This window comes from Pseudomonas sp. SF2, assembly GCF_036858055.1.
Classification (GTDB): Bacteria; Pseudomonadota; Gammaproteobacteria; order Pseudomonadales; family Pseudomonadaceae; genus Aquipseudomonas.
In genome coordinates, this window is the sequence record NZ_JAMBDI010000012.1 from 38095 (window position 1) to 58651 (window position 20557).

General features: G+C 64.5%; 16 protein-coding genes. 6 read left to right on the forward strand and 10 right to left on the reverse strand.

Features of this window, described 5'->3' with window-relative positions; all coding sequences use genetic code 11:
- The first annotated feature begins 26 nt into the window (after positions 1 to 26).
- Both aroQ and M2S36_RS09280 read left to right on the forward strand, forming a co-directional pair.
- Positions 27 to 476, forward strand: coding sequence for a type II 3-dehydroquinate dehydratase (aroQ, locus tag M2S36_RS09275; protein ID WP_207837374.1), 450 nt, complete (start codon positions 27 to 29; stop codon positions 474 to 476).
- On the forward strand, positions 473 to 1321 hold the full coding sequence (locus tag M2S36_RS09280; protein ID WP_241106490.1) for a shikimate dehydrogenase: 849 nt from the start codon (positions 473 to 475) through the stop codon (positions 1319 to 1321). The genes aroQ and M2S36_RS09280 overlap by 4 nt, the downstream gene beginning before the upstream one ends.
- A 116-nt stretch (positions 1322 to 1437) precedes the next feature.
- Here M2S36_RS09280 and M2S36_RS09285 read toward each other — a convergent pair whose 3' ends face one another.
- Together M2S36_RS09285 and M2S36_RS09290 are read right to left on the reverse strand one after the other, a co-directional pair.
- Positions 1438 to 1974: a thioredoxin family protein gene (locus tag M2S36_RS09285; protein ID WP_233687780.1), complete on the reverse strand. Its 537-nt coding sequence runs from the start codon at positions 1972 to 1974 to the stop codon at positions 1438 to 1440.
- A complete protein-coding gene (locus M2S36_RS09290; RefSeq protein WP_233694274.1) occupies positions 1964 to 2239 on the reverse strand; it encodes a DUF2790 domain-containing protein in 276 nt (91 codons plus the stop codon). Before M2S36_RS09290 ends, M2S36_RS09285 begins: the two co-directional genes overlap by 11 nt.
- Before the next feature lie 221 nt (positions 2240 to 2460).
- Between M2S36_RS09290 and M2S36_RS09295 the strand changes: the two genes are divergently transcribed.
- From M2S36_RS09295 to M2S36_RS09310, 4 genes are all read left to right on the forward strand, one after another.
- On the forward strand, positions 2461 to 3201 hold the full coding sequence (locus M2S36_RS09295; protein WP_003250463.1) for a response regulator: 741 nt from the start codon (positions 2461 to 2463) through the stop codon (positions 3199 to 3201).
- Positions 3198 to 4484 (forward strand): sensor histidine kinase, encoded by a 1287-nt coding sequence (locus M2S36_RS09300; RefSeq protein ID WP_233694273.1) that lies wholly within the window; start codon positions 3198 to 3200, stop codon positions 4482 to 4484. Before M2S36_RS09295 ends, M2S36_RS09300 begins: the two co-directional genes overlap by 4 nt.
- A gap of 248 nt (positions 4485 to 4732) precedes the next feature.
- Positions 4733 to 5350 carry a ferric reductase-like transmembrane domain-containing protein gene (locus M2S36_RS09305; RefSeq protein WP_207837381.1) on the forward strand — a complete coding sequence of 206 codons (618 nt, stop codon included), beginning with the start codon at positions 4733 to 4735 and terminating at the stop codon, positions 5348 to 5350.
- A gap of 14 nt (positions 5351 to 5364) precedes the next feature.
- Entirely contained in the window at positions 5365 to 5853 is a 489-nt protein-coding gene (locus M2S36_RS09310; protein ID WP_207837383.1) for an HvfX family Cu-binding RiPP maturation protein, read from the forward strand.
- Positions 5854 to 5928: 75 nt separating this feature from the next.
- Here M2S36_RS09310 and M2S36_RS09315 read toward each other — a convergent pair whose 3' ends face one another.
- The 8 genes from M2S36_RS09315 to M2S36_RS09350 all read right to left on the reverse strand — a co-directional run bounded on the left by M2S36_RS09315 (position 5929) and on the right by M2S36_RS09350 (position 20430).
- Positions 5929 to 6627, reverse strand: a complete 699-nt coding sequence (locus M2S36_RS09315) for an HvfC family RiPP maturation protein (RefSeq protein WP_207837385.1) — start codon at positions 6625 to 6627, stop codon at positions 5929 to 5931.
- Complete coding sequence (locus M2S36_RS09320; protein WP_207837388.1) at positions 6620 to 7468, reverse strand: HvfB family MNIO-type RiPP peptide maturase; 849 nt, start codon at positions 7466 to 7468, stop codon at positions 6620 to 6622. The genes M2S36_RS09315 and M2S36_RS09320 overlap by 8 nt, the downstream gene beginning before the upstream one ends.
- A gap of 76 nt (positions 7469 to 7544) precedes the next feature.
- Positions 7545 to 8036, reverse strand: coding sequence for an HvfA family oxazolone/thioamide-modified RiPP metallophore (locus tag M2S36_RS09325; RefSeq protein WP_207837390.1), 492 nt, complete (start codon positions 8034 to 8036; stop codon positions 7545 to 7547).
- Between the two features lie 163 nt (positions 8037 to 8199).
- Positions 8200 to 8751 carry a DUF4174 domain-containing protein gene (locus M2S36_RS09330; RefSeq protein ID WP_207837393.1) on the reverse strand — a complete coding sequence of 184 codons (552 nt, stop codon included), beginning with the start codon at positions 8749 to 8751 and terminating at the stop codon, positions 8200 to 8202.
- Between the two features lie 210 nt (positions 8752 to 8961).
- The gene (locus M2S36_RS09335) at positions 8962 to 12036 is read right to left on the reverse strand and encodes an NEL-type E3 ubiquitin ligase domain-containing protein (RefSeq protein ID WP_333957043.1); all 3075 of its coding nucleotides are present in this window, start codon (positions 12034 to 12036) and stop codon (positions 8962 to 8964) included.
- Positions 11987 to 13405, reverse strand: a complete 1419-nt coding sequence (locus tag M2S36_RS09340) for a dermonecrotic toxin domain-containing protein (RefSeq protein WP_333957044.1) — start codon at positions 13403 to 13405, stop codon at positions 11987 to 11989. Before M2S36_RS09340 ends, M2S36_RS09335 begins: the two co-directional genes overlap by 50 nt.
- Before the next feature lie 110 nt (positions 13406 to 13515).
- Entirely contained in the window at positions 13516 to 17991 is a 4476-nt protein-coding gene (locus tag M2S36_RS09345) for an NEL-type E3 ubiquitin ligase domain-containing protein (protein WP_333957045.1), read from the reverse strand.
- 78 nt (positions 17992 to 18069) lie between these two features.
- Positions 18070 to 20430 carry a DNA polymerase II gene (locus M2S36_RS09350; protein ID WP_241106796.1) on the reverse strand — a complete coding sequence of 787 codons (2361 nt, stop codon included), beginning with the start codon at positions 20428 to 20430 and terminating at the stop codon, positions 18070 to 18072.
- Positions 20431 to 20557: the final 127 nt, after the last annotated feature.

Consider the following 20557-nt stretch of genomic DNA (forward strand, 5'->3'; position numbering starts at 1 on the left):
CCAACAACAACAAAGCGATGCCCGTAATGAAGCCCATTATTCTCGTGCTCAACGGCCCCAACCTGAACATGCTGGGCACCCGCGAGCCTGCCCAGTACGGCTACGAAACCCTCGCCGACCTGGCCCGGGGTTGTGCCGATACTGCCCATGCCCATGGCCTGGAAATTGAATTCCGCCAAACCAACCACGAAGGCGAACTGATCGACTGGATCCATGCCGCTCGTGGTCGCTGCGCCGGCATCGTGATCAACCCCGGTGCCTGGACCCATACCTCAGTGGCCATCCGCGATGCCCTGGTGGCCAGCGAAGTGCCGGTTATCGAAGTGCACCTGTCCAACGTGCACAAGCGTGAACCGTTCCGTCACCTGTCGTTCATATCGTCCATCGCCGTCGGGGTCATCTGCGGCCTGGGCAGCCATGGCTACCGCATGGCCATCAGCCACTTCGCCGAAAGGGTGCAGGAGCACGGCGCATGAGCCAGCAAGCCATCCTCGCCGGCCTGATCGGCCGCGGCATCCAGCTGTCGCGCACCCCAGCCCTGCACGAACACGAAGGTGATGCCCAGGCGCTGCGCTACCTGTACCGGCTGATCGATGCCGACCAGCTGCACCTGGACGACAGCGCCCTGCCCGGCTTGCTCGACGCCGCCCAACACACCGGTTTTACCGGGCTCAACATCACCTACCCGTTCAAGCAGGCGATCCTGCCGTTGCTCGACGAACTGTCGGACGAAGCCCGCGGCATCGGCGCGGTGAACACCGTGGTGCTCAAGGACGGCAAGCGGGTCGGTCACAACACCGACTGCCTGGGCTTTGCCGAAGGTATGCGCCGTGGCCTGCCCGACGTGGCACGGCGCCAGGTGGTGCAGATGGGTGCCGGTGGCGCCGGTTCCGCCGTAGCCCATGCCCTGCTGGGTGAAGGGGTCGAGCGGCTGGTGCTGTTCGAAGTGGATGCGGCCCGTGCGCAAGCCTTGGTAGACAACCTGAATGCCCATTTCGGTGCCGGGCGCGCCGTGGTCGGCACTGACCTGGCCACGGCTCTGGCCGAGGCGGACGGGCTGGTCAACACCACGCCGGTGGGCATGGCCAAGCTGCCGGGCACGCCGCTGCCGGTGGAGCTGCTGCATGCGCAGTTGTGGGTGGCGGAGATCATCTACTTCCCGCTGGAAACCGAACTGCTGCGCGCCGCCCGGGCACTGGGCTGCCGCACCCTGGACGGCAGCAATATGGCCGTGTTCCAGGCGGTGAAGGCGTTCGAGCTGTTCAGCGGGCGCCAGGCGGATGCGGCGCGGATGCAGGCGCATTTCGCCAGTTTCACCTGACAGATCGTTGTTGGCTTCTTCGCGGGTGAACCCGCTCCCACAGGGATCGCACAGCCTGCAAGCGGTGCAGTACCTGTGGGAGCGGGTTCACCCGCGAAGAGGCCGGCACAGACCACTCACTCTTTCTCATCCAGCAACGCCTGTATAACCTGCTCCTGCCCCCCATAATCCCCCTCGCCAAAGTGCACATGGCGCACCTGCCCCTTGCGGTCGACAAAGTAGTGCGCCGGCCAGAACTGGTTGCCCCAGGCATTCCACACCTTGTAGTCGTTATCCACCGCCACCGGGTAACCGATCCCCAGCCTGGCCACCTTGTCACGCAAGGTGCCCACATCGTGCTCGTAGTCGTACTCCGGAGTGTGCACGCCGACCACCACCAGGCCCTGGTCGGCATAGCGCCGCGCCCATTCGTTCACATGGGGCAGGCTGCGCCGGCAGTTGATGCAGTCCCAGGTCCAGAAGTCCACCAGCACCACCTTGCCCTTGAGCCCGGGGCCATCCAGCGGCGCCGAATTGAGCCACTGGCTGGCTCCCGACAGCGACGGCATGGCACCGTAGCTGTCGCGGGCCATCAGGTGCCCAGCCAGGCCCAGGCCGGCCAGCGCCAGGGCAATGCCGCCAACCTTCAACAACAAGCGTCGATCAATTCTCATGGCAACCGCCGGTGGCGTAGGTACGGTACTGCACGCTCTGCTGCTGGCCCTTGGAGTCGAGGTAGTCCATGCGGGTGTTCACCAGGCCGCAAGCATCACTCTGGTCATCCTGTATCGACAGCACTTTCTTCACATCCAGGTGGTCGCCGTAACGGTACTGCATGACCCCGGTATCGTTCATCGGCATCGTGGAGGCCTGGGCGGCAATGGCGCCGAAGCTGAGCACGGCGAACAGGCTGGCACTGACGAAGGTATTGAGTTTCATGGCATCTCTCCTGTGTAACGCTTTGGGGGTGGGGAGGTGTGCTCCCCGGTCGAGAGCCATTTCACGCCAGCCAGGTATCCCGTATGTGTCGCCCGAAGCGGTGATGTGCTTCCTCCTGTGTCTGTCCGCACGCCAGATACACTGCAATACAAAACCCCGCAGGCAAGGGCGAACACGCTCGGTACACTGCGCCCATCCCCTCTTGCACAGGAACGCAGCGCATGGAACACGTCGATCACATCCTGATCGTCGACGACGACCGCGAAATCCGCGAACTGGTCGGCAACTACCTGAAAAAGAACGGCCTGCGCACCAGCATCGTCGCCGACGGCCGGCAGATGCGCGCCTTTCTCGAAGCCAACAGCGTCGACCTGATCGTCCTGGACATCATGATGCCCGGCGACGACGGCCTGCTGTTATGCCGCGAGCTGCGCGCCGGCAAGCACCGCAACACCCCGGTGCTGATGCTGACCGCGCGCAACGACGAAACCGACCGCATCATCGGCCTGGAAATGGGCGCCGACGATTACCTGACCAAACCGTTCTCGGCTCGCGAACTGCTGGCCCGCATCAACGCCGTGCTGCGCCGCACGCGCATGCTGCCGCCCAACCTGACCATCAGCGAAAGCAGCCGCCTGCTCGGCTTCGGCCAGTGGCGGCTGGACACCACCGCGCGCCATCTGCTCGACAGCGAAGGCACCCTGGTTGCCCTGAGTGGTGCCGAATATCGCCTGCTTCGGGTGTTTCTCGACCACCCGCAGCGGGTGCTGAGCCGTGAGCAGTTGCTCAACCTGACCCAAGGCCGCGAAGCCGACATCTTCGACCGCTCCATCGACCTGCTGGTCAGCCGCCTGCGCCAGCGCCTGGGAGACGACGCCCGCGAACCCAGCTGCATCAAGACCGTGCGCAGCGAGGGCTACGTGTTCTCGCTGCCGGTGCAACTGCTCGAGTCGCCATCATGAAGTGGCCACGTACCCTGGCCTCGCGCCTGGCACTGATCTTCTTCACCGGCCTGGTGCTGGCCTACGGCCTGTCGTTCGGCCTGCAGGCCTACGAGCGCTACATCAGCAGCCGCTCGATGATGCTCAGCACCCTGGAGCAGGACGTGGCCACCTCGGTGGCCATCCTCGACCGCCTGCCCGCGGCCGAGCGCGCCGCCTGGTTGCCACGCCTGGAGCGGCGTACCTACCGCTACCGGCTGGACCATGGCCTGGCGGGCGAAGCCATGCCCAGCAGCGACCCGCCCATGGCTGCCGACTCGATCGTCAAGGCCATTGGCGCCGACTATCGCCTTTCCTTCCAGGAAATCCCCGGCCCGAACGCGCACTTCCAGGCACACCTGACCCTCGCTGATGGCGCACCGCTGACCATCGACGTAACCCCATCGCCGGTTCCGGTGGCACGTTGGCTGCCCGTGGTGTTGCTGATCCAGTTGGCCGTGCTGTTGCTGTGCACCTGGCTGGCGGTACGCCTGGCGATCGGCCCGCTGACCCGCCTGGCCCGCGCGGTGGACAACCTCGACCCGGACAAGCCTGGCGTGCAGCTGGATGAAAGCGGCCCGCGCGAGGTGCGCTACGCCGCCGTGGCCTTCAACGCCCTGCAGGCGCGCATCGCTGCCTACCTCAAGGAACGCATGCAGTTGCTGGCAGCCATTTCCCACGACCTGCAAACGCCGATCACGCGCATGAAACTGCGCGTCGAAGTGATGGACGACGGGGTTGAAAAGGACAAACTGTGGAGCGACCTGGGCGAGATGGAACACCTGGTGCGCGAAGGCGTGGCCTATGCCCGCAGCATGGACACCAGCACCGAGGCACCGTGCCGGGTGAACCTCGATGCCTTCCTCGACAGCCTGGTGTTCGACTACCAGGACAGTGGCGCCCGGGTCGAGCGCCATGGCAGCAGCGGCAGCCTGCTGGAAACTCGCCCCCATGCGCTGCGACGGGTGCTGGTGAACCTGGTGGACAACGCTCTCAAGTTTGCCGGTGCTGCCGAGCTGGAGGTGGGCCGCGAGGGTGACATGACCGTGATCCGCGTGCTCGACAACGGGCCAGGCATACCTGGTGACGAACTGGATGAAGTGCTCAAGCCGTTCTATCGCGTGGAAGGCTCACGCAACCGCAGCACCGGCGGCACTGGGCTGGGGTTGGCGATTGCCCACCAGCTGATCCAGGCCATGGGTGGCCGACTGACCCTGAGCAATCGCGCAAGCGGCGGGCTGTGCGCGCAGATCGAGCTGAGGTAAGGCAATCTCAGGCAGGAGCGGCCTTGTGTCGCGATCGGGCCGCAAAGCGGCCCCGGCAATTCATGCGCCGAAGCTGAAAACCTGGGGCTGCTTCGCAGCCCATCGCGACACAAGGCCGCTCCTACAGGGACTGCGGCGCTTGAGCGACTTCTACAATCCGATACACAACCCCACCACCGCCGACACACTGCAGATACCCCTCCCCGACACACTTCCGGTCACACAACCACACCCCGGGAGCCTCCCTGATGAAACCCCTCACCCTTCCCTCCGGCTGGAAGCTGTTCGCCACGCTCGCCGGCCTGACCCTGGCGATGACCGCCATGGTCCTGGCCAGCCAACCTGATCCCGACGGCCTGCGCAGCGCGATCCGTGCCACTGCGCGCAGCTCCTTCGCGCTATTCCTGCTGGCCTTCCTGGCTTCGTCGCTGGTGACCCTGCTGCCTGGCACAAGCAGCCGCCGCCTCCTCCAGGAACGGCGCTATCTGGGGCTGGCATTCGCCTTTTCCCACACCGTGCATGGCGTACTGATCTACCGCTACGCCCAGCAATTCCCCGAGCTGTTCTGGGCCGGCCGCACGCTCACCTCCAGCCTGCCCGGTACCCTCGGCTACCTGTTCCTGCTGCTGCTCACCATCACCTCGTTCAAGGCCCCGATGCGCCTGTTGGGTGGCCGTGCCTGGCAGGCCCTGCACAGCACCGGCATGTGGGTACTGGCCGCGGTGTTCTGCCTGTCGTTCTACAAACGCATCCCCATGGGCGGCTGGTACCCGCTGGCGTTCGCCCTGATGTTCAGCGCCATCGCCGTCAAGCTCACCGCCAAGCTGGCCCGTCAGCAACGCCGTAACGCCCGTGCCCTTTCCTGAAGAGAGAAACCAGCATGACTACCTTGACCCGCACCCTGACCACCTTCGACCGTTTCGGTACCTGGAGCGCCGACCTGCCGTTGCGGCTGTTTCTGGCCTGGGAATTTTTCGAATCCGGCTGGGAGAAATTCAATGGCAGCAACTGGTTCGCCGACCTGCAAGCGAACTTCCCGTTCCCCTTCAACCTGCTGCCTGCAGAGCTGAACTGGCAGCTGTCGATGTGGGCGGAGCTGATCCTGCCGTTACTGCTGTTGCTGGGGCTAGGTACCCGGCTGGCCTCGTTGGGGCTGATGGTGCTGACCGTGGTGGCGATTGCCGCGGTGCATTGGCCGGCGCACTGGTCGAGCCTGGCCGAGCTGGCCCAAGGGTATGCGATTACCGACCAGGGTTTTGGCAACTTCAAGTTGCCGCTGATCTACCTGGTGGCGTTGCTGCCACTGCTGCTGAAAGGGGCTGGGAGGTTGAGCCTGGATCATTGGCTCAGGGGGCGGTTCTGCAGGTGATTTCGCCGGGGCTGCGTTGCAGCCCATCGCCGGCTTGCCGGCGATGGGGCGCAAAGCGCCCCCCATACCAACGATTCAACCTGTACCGATGATAACCCCCTGCTCGCGCAACCCCTCCAGCAACGCCAACCCCTCTTCCATACCACCTCCCAACGCCTCCAACCGCACCCGCCCACTGCCCTGTTCCAAGGCCAGTAACCGGTACGCCAGCGGTGCCAGGCGCGCGAAGCGCACTTTCAACTCCGCATCGCGATAAACCAGCAACAAGGTCGGCGTCTCTGGCGCGACCGCTGGCTGGTAATCCGCCCCGATCCGCTCCACCGGCCAGCGATAGGCCAACACCCGTGCCACGCACGACAACAGTGGCTCCCCTTCCAGCAGGTCGCCTGCCGGGTCATGGGCCGGGTCCTCGGCATCGCTCAGATACAACTGCGCCTCGACCCACTCATAGTGCGCCAGCTCCAACTGCCAGGGCGCATCCAGCTCGATGCCTTGCAGGTACTCGACGAACGCTTCGGCAATCTCGGTGAACAACGGTGTCTGGCTGCGATAGTTGGCATAGAAATCTCGCACTCGCGCATGCCAGCGCTGTTCGCCCAACGCCTGGCGCATCACCGGAAAACTGCCGGCCAGCAAACCTTCGATAGCACCATAGAACAGCTCGCGGTAAATCTTCAGCCGCCGGGCCTCTATGCCAGGCGGCGGCGCATGGCGCTGCGGGTCACGCAGGTGCCGGGCCAAGGTGTACTGCTGCTCACGCAAGGTCTCATTCATTTGCATGCCCTCCCGAAACACGCTGCACAGTGCTGATGCGCGCCGTTTCGGCGAGCAGTTCGGCCAACGGCGGGTAGTTGAAATCACGCTCGAGCACGGTCGGTTGCACACCAAAGCGCGCACAGGCGACCGCGTACAGCGCCCATACATCTTCCTTTACCGCAGCCCCGTGGGTATCTACCTTGAGGTCCGGCGCTTCATCGTAATGGCCGGCCACGTGCATGCCGGTCACCCGCGCCAGGGGCAAGCCTGCAAGGAATTCGTGGGCGTCGTAGCCGTGGTTGCAGGCGTTGACGAAGACGTTGTTGACGTCCAGCAGCAGGTCGCAGTCGGCCTCATCAAGTACCGCACGGATGAAATCGAGTTCGCTCATCGCCTGGTACGGCGCGGCGTAGTAGCTGATGTTTTCCACGGCAATGCGCCGTTCCAGGTATTCCTGGGCCTGGCGAATCCGCGCGGCCACATGGCGCACCGCTTCGTCAGTGAATGGAATTGGCATCAGGTCGTACAGGTGCCCGTCATCGCTGCAGTAGCTCAGGTGCTCGCTGTACAGGCGTACCTGATGGCGATCGAGAAACTGGCGGGTCTGGCCAAGGAAATGTCGGTCCAGCGGCTCGCTGCCACCCAGCGACAACGATAGCCCGTGGCAGGTAATGGCAAAACGCTCGGCCAGCTGCGCCAGCCCCTTGCCGTAGGCACCACCTACGGCAATCCAGTTTTCCGGTGCGCATTCGAGAAAGTCCACGGCGTCAGTTTCCATGGCCAGCAGTTCCGGCAACAGCCCGCGGCGCAGGCCGAGCCCGACCCGTAAAGGGACGGGAGACAAAGATGTGGGGTGCATGAGCAGGTCTCCGCAACAGGCACAACGCCCCGCCTGACCAGCAGGAGGGGCGTTGCGCGGTTCGTGGGGCAGAAGGTCAGGGCTTGCCGGTCAGGTGGCTGAACAAGCCTTCGGGCATGGCCTTGCCATTAGCCTGGTAGATCGCCTTGAGGTGATCCGCGGCTTCCTGCTCGGAGATGAAGCCATCATGGTTGCGGTCGATCTTGTCGAAGTCGCCGGCACGGTCCTTGGCCACCACCAGGAACTCGTCGCGCGAGACCTTGCCGTCGTGGTTGCTGTCGGTCTTGGCGAACGAGGCATCACCACACTTGCCCTCGCCACACTTGCCCTCGGCACCGGCCTTGGCGCTGGCGCCGCACTTGCCCTCACCACATTTGCCTTCGCCCTGGGTGGCCTTGGCGCTGCCACCACATTTGCCTTCACCACACTTGCCCTCGCCGGCCACCTTGGCCGAAGCCAGCTGGTAACCCTGGGCCAACGGCTCGACGGCAAAGGCGCTGCTGCTCAAAGCCATGCTGCCGATCAGGGCAGCGCCGAGCAGGCCGAGGGTGTTTCGTACTTGAGTCATGGTGTTGCTCCACTGTGGTTGGAATGTGGAGCCATTAGGCCGTTGCGGTATGTCGTGGATGTATCGCACGGGGTGCGGTTTTGTATGGGAATGGGTCTGCGGCGTGAGCAGATACAGTGGGATACACAACGGCCCCGAGGTGCGCCGGGGCCGTTGTGCCGGGTCAGTCTTCCAGCGGTTTGGGCGGCGCGGCCGGTTTGGCGGGCTTGCTGTCCTTGGCCTTGGCTTTGGTTTCCGGTACCGCCGCGGCCACAGGCTCGGGCGCCGTCACGGCTTTTTCGCTGGCGGGCAGGTCATCGACCGCCTTGAGAATCACCTGCGGGTCGATAACCTCGCCACTCTCGTCGTCCTTGAGCATGTGCCGCTCACCGTCCTTGCCCACCAGGATCACCTTGGTGCCTTTGCTGGCACCCAGCTTCAACTCGCGGATCAGGGCCATGGTGGTCTGCTGCTCGAGGTTCTTGTCCTCACGCTTGCCCATCATGTTGGCGACGCTGTAGACCACCAGGTTGCGCTCTTTGAAGGCGGCCTGGGTGGCCGGGTCCTTGAGGGCTTCGTTCAACCCACGCAACGTCGGGTCGGCGCTACTGGGCGCAATGACGACCAAGGGCCTGGCCTTGCCCAGTTCCTTGGCCAGCGGCGCGTCACTGTCGGCGGCAAATACGGGGCCGACAAATGCGAGCAAGGTGGCGAGGGTCAGTGACCGGACGAGCATGCGTATCTCCTTATTCTCTCGATAAACCAAAGACTACAGATCAGGGAGAAAGATCCTACAAGCGAGCCTAAACCAACCGAGCCGGCACGTGCGTATGCAAAGGTAACCTGGCATTTCCCCCAGGCACATGCGGCGCTCAAGCACGCCGTCGATGCCCGATAATCAGCATAGTTCATCGCCATACCACTGCCCGTGCCGGCACCGACGACTTCAAGTCGCCGCCTGTTCTGCCTGCCCGTCCAGCGCATCGAGCGTCAGCGTCATCATCAGTTCGCGTTCCGCCGCCTGCCGCTCGCTGGCCACCCGGTTGATTTCGGTCAAACGCTCCGCCTCGGGCAGGGTGAAATTGCCCTGCAACGCCTCCAGGCGCTCGTGGAAGGGGGCGTCGAGCAACTCGAACCGCGCTGCATGGGCAGCGCGCAGGTGAGCTTGCCAGAAATCGCGCACGATCAATGAACTGGCAAGCCGCTCCCCGGTTTCATTGGCCAGCACCCAGTTCCGCGCCTGCGCCAATTGCGCTGCCCCTACCTGGGCAAGCGTACGAAACGTCATGCCACTGGTCAGAACCGGGAGCTCAAGTTGCTCGCGCAGGCCCAGACGATAAGCCAGCACTATGTCGATCGGGTCTGTGCCTCGCCCTTCGAACTCACGCGCAAGCACATCCTGCTGGGCAAACTGATCGACCTCATCCAGCCGCCACATTTGCCGACCGAGCCGCAGCAGTGCTTGCTCCTGCCCGCCCGCCGCCTGAGTACGGGCCCGCCACGCCAGCAAACGCAGCTCCAGGTCACTGAAACGCAGGGCCACGCTGTCCTGGCAGGTCAACTGCTCGGCGTCATTGAACATCAGGTCGCGAAGCTCGTCCGACTCTCTCATGGCACGCAGCAGTTCCAGCACCCGGCCAGCCAGGTAACGTGCCCCGGTCAGATGCTGGAAGTCTTCGGTCTCCATCAAGCGTTCAAGCAGGTTGAAGAACTGCGTGGCATCAGGCATGGCTTCCAGCGCCTCCCAATGGGCACCGAGCTCGGTACGCAAGCTGACCCCGGCAGCATCCATCCAGCGCAACCGCGCGGGCACCGCCGCCGCGCCCCCATCGGCCATTGCGGCAAGCAACACTGCATGCAACCGTTGGGCTTCGGGCTCGCTAAAGGGGTTACCTCTGAGGCGCACTTCGTGCTCCATCCACAGCCGGGAATCATAGAAACCCTCCGGCATGGTGGTTATCAGGTTGTCGCGAAAGTCCACCACCCTCAAGGAGGTGCTTTGGAGGAGACCATAAGGGACATCCCGTATGCCCGTGTCGGCAAGCCGCAGCTCGCGCAGGCGCGGCAGCCCACTCAACGAAAACGGTCGACCCAGAGGGTTATGCGACAAATCGACGGACACCAGGTTGGGGCAGCTGGCAAGAATGGTGGCTTGCCCGGCATCCAGGCGGATGCGGTTTCGCTGCAGGCTCAGACGCTGCAGGTTGGGCATGCCCAGCAGCGCTTGCGGGATTCGGGCGAGCCGGTTGTTGGGCATCTCCAGGCCACGGATATTCGGGAATGCGCGCAAGAAACTCTCGGGCACATCCTCAAGCTGCATGTTCTGCAGCGTCAGCACATGCACATGGGCAAACACCACCTGCTCGGAAAACGCCGGCAGGTTACTGGTGCGCATTTCAGTCATGTCCCAACGGTAGACCGTGCCAGGCCCCACCTCGTGCGCCCCCTCCTCGAGCATCTGTTGCCAGCAGCAGCGCAATGCACGTCGCAACCTGCGCCTGTTCTCTCGCTCGGCGGTGTCGGGGGCTGCATGAACCCAGCGCCGCAGCTGGGTAGTGAGTGCGTCGAAGGCCTGTTCGTACTGCTGCAACGTGCGCTCCAGCCCCAGGACCGAATTGCGCGCCCGCTCTACCCAGGCAAACACCTGCTCATCGGTGAAGGTCGGGTACAGGTAACGCACGCGGCGCAGGATCGGCCCGGGTCGATACGCACTCGGCGAGCCGCCCGGAAGACGCCCGCTCAAGGGATAACCGATGCGGCCGTCCGCCAGCCGGGTGGGTAGGTGCAGCCCCGACGTACGCGAAGGGCTGAGCAGTTGCTCGACAGCCTGACGCCTGGCCAGGGCCTGGCGCGTGAGCAGCACCCGCAGATTATGGGCAAAAGGCTCGGACACCTGCAGGGCTGCGCGCAGGTCATCGCCATAGGCATGGCTGATGACCTCGAACAGCTCGCCCGCCTCACCAACGGCCAGCCCTTGCGGGCCGATACGCTGGAACAGCCCGTCCTCGAAAGCCAGGTCGCAGACCGGGCTACCCGCCTGCATCGTGGCCACCGGCGCAGCGCGCTCCCCGCCATTGAACAGCCGCCAGCGTATCCCGCCGCTGGCCGCCGGCAAGTGCTCGAGCATCGCCAGCACAACGCGGGCAAGGTCGAGGTTTTGCGGGGTGTCCCAGTGCAGCGCTTCGAACACCCGAACCTTGCGCACGTCAGTCAGTCGCTGCCTGGCGGCCTCGCCCAGGCGTAACGGGATACGCCCGGTCAGTTGCAAGCGCTCACGGTCCGCTGCACTGGCCCTGGCCAGCAGCGCCTGAGCGGCACGCCAATGAAGGCCGGGGAACACACGCCGCAGTGCCGTGATGTCGGGGTTGCCTGCCGACACCTGGGCTTCGGCCTGATAAACCTGCTCGAACAACCGCCGCCGCTGGGCCCAGGCCAGGTCCGCCAGGGCTTGCCCGGAAAGGCCAGCGGCCCCTTCGAGGCCTTCGAGCTGCGCCAGCACCACACTGTCTTCGGGTTGCTGCCCTGACCGCAAACGGGCCACCAGCGTACGAATGCGCTGGTCGATCAGCACCCGCTGGGCGCTGTCGACTACCCCCGGCTCCGGCGCCCGTCCCAGTACATGCCAGGCTCTTAGCTGGTCGCTGCCCAGGCCATGGATGCCCAGCACTTCGTCAACCTGTTCGTCCTGCAACTGCGCCAGTTGGCCGCCCAGGCGCCTGAACAGGTAGCGAGGCGCATCCCACTGCAACGGCTGTTCGTACCAGAGCCTCCAGGCGCCGGCACCATTGTGCACCAGCAGCGGCCCGTGGCCATGGCGCGGCAGCAATTGCCAGCAGCCATCGGTACTGCGCTGCACCACCCGGTAGAAGTGCTCATCGATGGCCACCCAGGCCCGCTCACCCTGGCGCCAAACGCCTTGCGCATCACTCAGCGCATCGGCAGGCGGCGCCTCGCCACGAAAGGCTGCCAGGTCACCGTCCCATAAACACACGGCACCGTCCTCCAGGCGCGCCTGGGGCATGCTGTCGACCCGCAGCGATCACGGCCAGGTCGATGGCCACCTCGGTGACATGGTCCAGTGCTTCACGAACCTCCCCTTCCTGCCACGCCGCCACCGACTGAAACACGTCATCCAGCCATTTCCAGGCAAGCATGGCCAGCAGCACGGTTCCCAGTGCAGGCAGGTAAAGACTGGCAGCACTCAGGGCGGTCAACCCCAACGCCGCCAGGCGCTGCGCGTGCGCCTGCTGGACCTCCCGGTCCAGCTTCGCTACAGAAGGCGCGAACACTTGCGCATCATCCTTGACCTGGGCAACACGCAGTGCCGCGAGGTGTTTGAACACATAAGCCCCCATAGGGTGCATGCGCTCATCAAGGTCGATGTTGGCCCATTTCGTCAGGTCATCGTAGCCCGCCCCGATGCGCGAAAAAAACGCCTGGCTGTCACGCGCCCGCACGAAGCGAGCGAAAAACTGCCGGTATGTGGCCATGCGCAAGCGCTGCCCCAGCACGCGCTGGGCAAATTGCTGCAAATCGTCATGGGCGCTCCACGCGCCTTGAGGGTCACCCGGGATATACACCAGCACGCGTCTGGTACTGGTGTGCAGCGGGGCAAAGGTCTCATCGCGAACGTCGAGCACCACGATCTGCTGCAGCGGGCAACCCAGCACTTCGAGGCGCTTGCCCAGCACCCGAGTATCATCGAGCTGGGATAACCAACCGTCACGCCACAGTTTGACCAGCAACTCGAGCTCTGCTGCGTCGAGCACACCCGCGTGGCGAGCCTGCATGGCAGCGATCAACATGCCGTGGCGCACGCTGTCGGCCAACAACGCCTTGCTCTGCGGAGTTGCCAGGTGGCTGTCCAGATGCTGCTGGTAACGCTGGCCCAGATCCAGCTCGCGTACCAGGCTGGCAAAGGCCATGGCGCTGGGAGCCTCCAGTGGCATGCCGTCGGCCTCGTAGAGGCCACAGTCCGGCGCCTGGCCACCGGCCTTGGCCTCGGCAGCGGTAAAGCCGTGCAACGCAGCCTCGAGCAGGGGAATCTGGTAATAGACCCGCTCGGTCAAAGGCACGCGAATCGGCGCATAGGTGCTCAGTGGTTTTTCAAATGCCGCGCGCATCCACAAATGATCAAGGTCCTGTTTCAGGCCGTAGCGGGCTTGCAGTGCCTGTTTCAGCAAGGGCGTGGCGAAGCGGTCGATTGGTACAATCTGCTGCAACAAGGCCTGCAAGCGGTATCGGCAGTCCAGGCTGCCCCTCAATGCCTGGCACAGGACCCTCATGTGCTCGGGGTTGCCCGGGCGCATCCAGCCGGGCAAGCGCTTGGCGATGATGGCGTCCTGCTCGGCTTGTTCGAGCAGGTCGTGTGTGGCTTGCAGGGTACCCATGATGCCGCCTCCGCGTGCTGAAAAAACGCAAGGCTATCGGCGGGCGAGACACCCAGGTGCCTAGCGGATTACTACCCGCTTCACCGGCAAGGGCAACCGCCCAGGCACCGCTACCTGGGCGCAGCCACGGGTATCATCACAGCCGCCAGGTGGCGGCCCAGCGCCTCCCGTGTCAGTTGCCTGGTCACATTGAGTTCCCACTGCTGTACGCGGTCCTGAAGCCGATCGATATCCACTTGCGCGGCGTTGCGCTCGACCAGCGCTTCCAGTTCGGCATGAAAGAAATGCGGCGTACTCAAGCGCGTCGCGAAGACGCGAGTCAGGTACTCCTTCCAGAACGCTGTGGTCGACAGGTAATCGACCAGCGCGTCCCTGGACTGGGCAACCCGCACCAGCTGCGCGGCGGCATCGATATCCTGCCGCGACAGGTTGGCAACGCCTGGGTTGAGCATTTCGTCGTGCTCGACAGGCAGGTCCAGCTCGTCGGCCAGCGCCAGCCGGTAGGCCAGTGCGAACTCCAGCGACTCCTCAGGCCGGCCAGCACGCACGGCGTGCAAGCCACCCACCTGGTCGAGGGTATCCAGCCGCCAGCATTGCCCGCCCAGGTGCAACAGCGCCCGCTCCGGGTCGTCGGCCTTGCTGCCGTGCAGTGCTTTCCATTTGCGCACACGTACTTCCAGGTCGCTGAAGCGCAAGGTTGCGTTGTCCTGGCAGTGCTCGGTCAGCGCATGCGCGTACAGTTCCGTGCACAACAGCGGCTGTTCGCTCATGGACACCAGCATGCGCAGCACCCTGAGTGCCAGGTAGCGGGCCAGGAATTCCTGCTGGAAATCGGCCGAACCAGTCAAGCGCTGCAGCAGGTGAAAGAAGTCTCTCGATGCCTCCTGGCCATTGAGCTTGCTCCAGATATCAGCCATGCGATCTCGTTCAGCGGGCTGCACCAGGTCGGTCCAGCGCAGCATCGTCGGCACCTGGTCTTCGAGAACCTCGTGCCAGGTATCCTGGTCACGCAGCAAGGGGTTGCCTGCAAGCCAGACCCGCCCCGCGTGCCACAAGTCCGAGCGATAGAACCCGTAGGGCAAAGTGCGGATCGCATTGTGGCTCACGTCCAGCGTATGAAGGTGCGGTGCCTCCATGACCCCGGCGGGCATCTGCGTCAACTGCGCCCCCCGCAGCATCAAGGCATTGAGCCGGGGCATGTCCGCCACTGACAGCGCACTGCGCAACGGGTTGTGGGACAGGTTGAGGTACACCAGCGAGCGGCAGGCCTGCAGCAGGGCCGGCATGCCGCCCTCAGGCCCGATCTGGTTGTTCGACAGGTCCAGCACCTGCAGGCGTTCGGCCATGGCCTGGGGCAACGCCAGCGTACGCAGTCGGCAATTGGTGATGTTCAGGGTGCTCAACGTGGAGAAGGCGTGCAGAAACGTGTCTGGCACGGTGTGTATCTGCAGTGACCGTAATGCCAGGTCCGACACATGCGCGAAGCTGACCGTCGCCGGGATAGCCGGCAGCGCATCCAGGTCACTGCGGTAGCAACTCAGCAAATAACCGCGGTCTGCCTCTACAGCCCCCAGTTGTCTGGGCACCAGGTAGCGCCAGCAGTCAACGAGGCCTCGGGCGAACTCTCGACGCGCCTTCCAGGCCCAGGCTTTGACCGTACCCACCTGCCAGCCCTTCAGGGTCTGACGCAACGTGCCCAGCTGTCGCTTCAACTCGGCCAGCTCCGTCGCGGGGTCACGTTGCGACGCCCGCAACCGTTCCAGCCAGTGCTCGACTTCGTCATCGTCGAAGCCCGGGTAAAGGTCACGCAGCTCGGCGGCCAGGTTCCTGACTACGGCCCGGTCCAGGCCCAGGCACTGGCGCCAGCCACTCAACGGGTAGCCGATGCGGCCGTTGGCCAGGCGTTGCGGCATGAACACAGCGCCATTCGAGGGCCTGATGCCTAGCACTCCGGCGATCACTTCCCGCTGTTGCGCCACCCGCCGCGCCAGCTCGCTGCGTAGCTGCAAGGCGAACGGTTTGCCAATGGCCAGTGCCGCGCGCTGCTCACGGGTATAGCCGCTGGCTATCTGCTGGAACAACTCACCCGCTGTGCCCAACGGCCTCTGGTCATCGCTGAGATGGAACAGGCCGTCCCGGTACCTCAGCTGCAACTGCCGCCCGCCCCCACGGGTGCTGAACAGCGGCGTACCGGCGTCACCGTCGAACAATTGCCAGCGTGGGCCGATGTCCATGCCAGGCATGCGGTCGAGCATGCCCAGGGCGAAGCGCGCAAGGTCCAGGGTCTGCGGCGTATCGAAAAACAAGGCTTCGTGTACACGGATGCAGCGGATGCGCTTGACCAGTACCGCAGCCGAGATCAACAGGTCGTCCGGGCTTGCCGTGCCCAGCAGCTGCTCCGCCGCAAGCCGGTGCAGGCTGGCAAAATCGCGCTGTAACGCCTGCGTATCGCCGGTCACCGGGTACTGTTCGTAGTACAACTGCCCCAGCAACGAACGGCGACGGTTCCACAGGTAATCGGCCAGCTCGTCATTCGCCACATCCTCTGTACTCTGCCAGCGCCGTGCCCGGGCAAGCAGTGCCGTATCGGCCACCGCCCCGCCTGCGCGCAGCTGGCTGACCAGGAGCTTGATGCGGTTCGCCAGCCTGACCCGGCTGACGGTGTCCAGCAGGCAGGCATCCGCTGCCTGGCCGCACACATGCAAGCCGCGCAAGTCGTCCGGTTCCATCCCGTGAATGGCCAGCACGTGATCGATCTGGTCGTCTTCCAGTTGCCTGAACTCACCGCCCAGGCGCCGGAACATGGCGTGCGTGTCATGCCACTCCACCGGCTGCTCGCACCATACCCGCCAGGCACCGGCGCCGTTGTGACGCAACCGTGGGCCGTGGCCTTGCCTGGGCAGCATGCGCCATTGCTCGTCGTCGCCCTGTACCACTTCGTAGAAGTAACCCTGCATGTTCACCCAGCAACGCTCGCCCAGGCGATACACTCCCTCGGCATCGGGCTGCGCTTGCAGCGCTGGCGGCTCGGTGCGAAAAGGGGACAGGTCGAAGCGCCAGAGCTTTTCGCTGCCATCCTCGAGGCGCGCCGTGACCAGTTGCTCGACCAGGTCGGTCTTACGCACCACCGCGCCGGCCAGCACAGACGCGATACCCACCGTGATGACCGTCCTGGCGATGTTCAGCAGGTGCTCGACCGCGGCATGGGTATCGCCCTCCCGCCAGCTTTCCACCGCATGGAATGCGTCCTTGAGCATGTCCCAGGCCATGGCTGCCGCCATCACCGCGCCAATGACCGGCACGAACAGCCCCGCTACCCCTGCCGCAGCCCAGGCGCCGGCCTCCAGACGTTCACGCTGCGCCTGCTGCACGCCGCTGTCGATCATGCGTACCGGTACCGCGATGAATGCCGCATCATCCTTGATCACATCGATGCGTGCCTGTGCCTGGCGGTCGAACAAGGGCAATGCACAGTCAACCAGGTGCTGTTCCATATCCCGCGAAGCGGCTTCGGTCACATCCGCTAGCTCGCTGATAACCCGGGCGAAAAATCCGGCCTGATCACGCAGGCGCACGAAACGCCTGAAGAAACCCTGATACTGAGGGTCGGCAAGGCGTTTACCCAAGATCCTGCGGACAAAGGTGTCGAGGTCTGGCGCAACACACCAGGGGCTGACCGGGTCGCCGGGCAGATACACCAGCACGCGCCTGGTGCTGGTAAAACCCAGCGTCGTGCGGGTGACATGCAGCACGATGATCTGCTCCAGCGTGCACCCAAAGGCATGCAGATGCCTGGCGGCGACCGGGTCACCCTCGAACCTGCCAGGCTCGCCGCTGCTGCACAACCCCAGGATCAGGGCCAGTTCTGCATGGGTCAGGGCTGCCTCGGTCATTGCCTTGAAGGCATCCACCTGCATGTTCGACACCAACTGTGCCTTGAGCGTGGCTTGCAGGCCCTCGGTGCCCTTGGCGGGCGGGTACAGGACGGTGTCCAGGTGCTCCTGATAGCGCTCACCCAGGTCCAGCTGGCGGCACACTTTGGCCAACGCCGGAGCGCTCACCCCCGGCACCGCCACACCCACTGCGTCCACCAGGCAGTCGCTGCGCGGCAGGGTGCCCGGGCTCGCTTCATCCTCGGTGAAATTGGCCAGCGCAGCATCGACAAGCGCGATGTCGTAGTAGTCTTTTTCCTGCTGCGCCAGGCGGCCCGTGGCCAGTTCGGGATCAGGCGAAAGGGTGAAGTAGGTATGGCGGTAGTACAACGTATCGGGGTCGTGCAGGGAATGCAGTTTCTCCTGCAACGCCCGCTGCAGCAGCGGCTTGCAGAATGCGTGAATGCCTTGCAACGGCGCCAGTTGGCGCTGCAGGCGCTGGCGGCAGTCGAAACTGTCTTGCAGGGCCTGCAGCAGCGTCGTCAGTTGTTCTGCTGTTACCGAAGAAGGCGGCTGCGGCGCACTGTCCGGGCTTGCCAGGTGCAGCCCGCTCAGCCAGGCCGGCAAGCGGCGGGCAAGGATGCCGTCCTGGAAGCCTCGCTCCAGGTCCAGGGTGGTGGGCAATGCTTGGGTCGGATTCAGACGGTTCTGCATGTCGCGCCTCCAGGGTAAACGGAGGTGCGAAACTAGTGGCTGCCACTGGCCAGCGAGTGCTAGCCAGGTACCACCGCGTCAGAACAACAGGAGCTGGCGATCGGTCAGCGCAGCAAAATCATCCCCCACGAACGGCAGGATGGCATCGGCCACCGGCTGCAGCTGGCGGCTCAGGTAATGATCGTAATCGATGGGCGCCTGCGGGTTCTCCAGCGGCTCGGGGCCCGCTGTGGTCATCAGGTAGCTGATCCAGCCGCCGCGCTGGTACTGCTTTGGCCTGCCCAGGCGGCTGTTGTAGTCATCTGCCAGGCGCGCAGCGCGCACATGTGGGGGCACGTTGCGTTGATAGTCGGCCAGCGGCCGGCGCAGGCGCTTGCGGTACACCAGCAACTCGTCCAGTTCACCGGCCAGCGTCTGCCGCACATAGTCACGCACGTAGTCGCGGTACGGCTGCCCACGGAAGATCCGCGCATACAACTGTTGCTGGAACTGCCGGGCCAGCGGCGACCAGTCGGTACGCACCGACTCCAGGCCCTTGTAGACCATCTCCTCGTTGCCATCGGCCCGCAGCACCAGCCCGGCGTAGCGCTTCTTGCTGCCTTCGTCCGCGCCACGGATGGTGGGCATCAGGAAGCGCCGGTAATGCACCTCGAACTGCAGCTCCAGCGCGCTTTCCAGGTTCATCTGTTGGCGCAGGTGTTCGGCCCACCACTGGTTGACCTGGGTCACCAGCTCGCGGCCGATGCGTGCCGCAGCCTCCTCGCCATGGGCGCCCTTGAGCCAGACGAAGGTGGAGTCGGTATCTCCGTAGATCACCTCATAGCCCTTGGCTTCGATCAACGCGCGAGTCTGGCGCATGATCTGGTGGCCGCGCATGGTGATCGACGAAGCCAGGCGCGGGTCGAAGAAACGGCAGCCGCTCGAGCCCAGCACCCCGTAGAAGGCATTCATGATGATCTTCAGCGCCTGCGACAGCGGCGCGTTACCCTCGCGCTTGGCAGCTTCCCGGCCCTGCCATACGCGCTCGACGATGGCCGGCAGGCAATGCTCGCTGCGCGAAAAGCGCCCACCCCGGAAGCCTTCCACCGAATGCTCGTCATCGGGCTGGCGCAGGCCTTCGACCAGACCCACCGGGTCAATCAGGAAGGTACGAATGATCGACGGGTAAAGGCTTTTGTAGTCCAGCACCAATACCGAGTCGTACAGGCCCGGGCGCGAATCCATGACGAAGCCACCGGGGCTGGCTTCGTCGGGGCGGCTGCCCAGGTTGGGGGCGACGAAGCCCAGGCGGTGCATCTGCGGGATGTACAAGTGGCAGAACGCGGCCACCGAACCACCGCTGCGGTCCGCGGCAAGGCCGGTGACCGATGAACGCTCAAGAAGGAATTCGAGCAGGCGGGTGTGGGCGAAAATGCGCGTCACCAGCTCGCAGTCCTTGAGGTTGTAGCGCGCCAGGGCCGGTTTGTCCTCGGCAAAGCGGCGGTTGATTTCGTCCATGCGCTGGTAAGGTGTGTCGATGGCCTTGCCTTCACCGAGCAGGGTTTGCGCGACACTTTCGAGGCTGAACGACGGGAAGCTCCAGGTCGCCGAGCGCAGCGCCTCGATGCCGTCGATCAGCAGCCGCCCCGGGGCATCGGCGAACAGGTGGCCGCCACTGGTATGGCTGCGCAAGGTCATGGGCGCGCCATTGCGCCCCAGTGCCAGTGGTACCTGCAGCAGCTTGGCGTGCTCATGCAGCAGGCGCAGGTCGAACTGGACCAGGTTCCAGCCGATGATTGCATCCGGGTCATGCGTGGCCATCCACTGATTGAGGCAGGCCAGCATCTCGGCGCGGTCGGCGCAGTAGTGCAAGTCGAAGTCAAGTCCATCAGCCGTGCCATTGACCGGGCCGAGCATGTACACCTGGCGCTGGCCACAGCCTTCCAGGGCAATGCTGTACAGCTCACCCCGCTCGCTGGTCTCGATATCCAGCGACACCAGGCGCAGCGGCGGGCGATAACCCGGCAGGGGTTTGAGCTGGGCATCGCAGAGCACGCCCTGGGCATCCGGCTGGCCGGTGAACTGCACCGGGGCAGTGATGAAGCGCTCCATCAGGTAGCGCTCGGGCGGACGGATATCGGCCTCGAACACCTCGATACCGGCTGTACGAAGGCGTTGCTCCAACTGCATCAGTTGCCGGTGCTGGCGGCAGTACAGGCCCAGCACCGGGCGCTGGTCAAAGTCCTTCAGCTGCAGTGGCCGCAGCTCGACACCGGGTTCGTTGGCCAGCAGCACCCGTGCGTGCGCTTCCTGCGCCTGGGGAATGAAAGCCACCGATACCTGTGGCGCCAGGCGCAACTGCCGTGGCCCCTGATCGGTGGCCAGCCAGAATTCCACGCAGGTGCCTTCGGGCGTGTCATGCCAATGCCGGGTCAGGACAAAGCCCTGCTGCAACTCCACCGCGTCGACCTCTGAATCGTTTGTTGTGCTGATTGCGGCGATTCTACCGCCGATGCTCCGTTGCAGCGCATTTTTCCAGAAGAACATCCAGCCCGTCGGGTGTGCTGTTACGCAGATGACTCCAATG

Excerpts from the sequence above, each read along its gene's own strand:
- M2S36_RS09345 (WP_333957045.1), bottom strand. The coding sequence starts at position 17,991 with ATGCAGAACCGTCTGAATCCGACCCAAGCATTGCCCACCACCCTGGAC.
- M2S36_RS09285 (WP_233687780.1), bottom strand. The coding sequence starts at position 1,974 with ATGAGAATTGATCGACGCTTGTTGTTGAAGGTTGGCGGCATTGCCCTG.
- M2S36_RS09325 (WP_207837390.1), bottom strand. The coding sequence starts at position 8,036 with ATGACTCAAGTACGAAACACCCTCGGCCTGCTCGGCGCTGCCCTGATC.
- M2S36_RS09335 (WP_333957043.1), bottom strand. The coding sequence starts at position 12,036 with ATGCCCCAGGCGCGCCTGGAGGACGGTGCCGTGTGTTTATGGGACGGT.
- aroQ (WP_207837374.1), top strand. The coding sequence starts at position 27 with ATGAAGCCCATTATTCTCGTGCTCAACGGCCCCAACCTGAACATGCTG.
- M2S36_RS09330 (WP_207837393.1), bottom strand. The coding sequence starts at position 8,751 with ATGCTCGTCCGGTCACTGACCCTCGCCACCTTGCTCGCATTTGTCGGC.
- M2S36_RS09295 (WP_003250463.1), top strand. The coding sequence starts at position 2,461 with ATGGAACACGTCGATCACATCCTGATCGTCGACGACGACCGCGAAATC.
- M2S36_RS09315 (WP_207837385.1), bottom strand. The coding sequence starts at position 6,627 with ATGAATGAGACCTTGCGTGAGCAGCAGTACACCTTGGCCCGGCACCTG.
- M2S36_RS09290 (WP_233694274.1), bottom strand. The coding sequence starts at position 2,239 with ATGAAACTCAATACCTTCGTCAGTGCCAGCCTGTTCGCCGTGCTCAGC.
- M2S36_RS09280 (WP_241106490.1), top strand. The coding sequence starts at position 473 with ATGAGCCAGCAAGCCATCCTCGCCGGCCTGATCGGCCGCGGCATCCAG.
- M2S36_RS09300 (WP_233694273.1), top strand. The coding sequence starts at position 3,198 with ATGAAGTGGCCACGTACCCTGGCCTCGCGCCTGGCACTGATCTTCTTC.
- M2S36_RS09310 (WP_207837383.1), top strand. The coding sequence starts at position 5,365 with ATGACTACCTTGACCCGCACCCTGACCACCTTCGACCGTTTCGGTACC.
- M2S36_RS09305 (WP_207837381.1), top strand. The coding sequence starts at position 4,733 with ATGAAACCCCTCACCCTTCCCTCCGGCTGGAAGCTGTTCGCCACGCTC.
- M2S36_RS09340 (WP_333957044.1), bottom strand. The coding sequence starts at position 13,405 with ATGGGTACCCTGCAAGCCACACACGACCTGCTCGAACAAGCCGAGCAG.
- M2S36_RS09320 (WP_207837388.1), bottom strand. The coding sequence starts at position 7,468 with ATGCACCCCACATCTTTGTCTCCCGTCCCTTTACGGGTCGGGCTCGGC.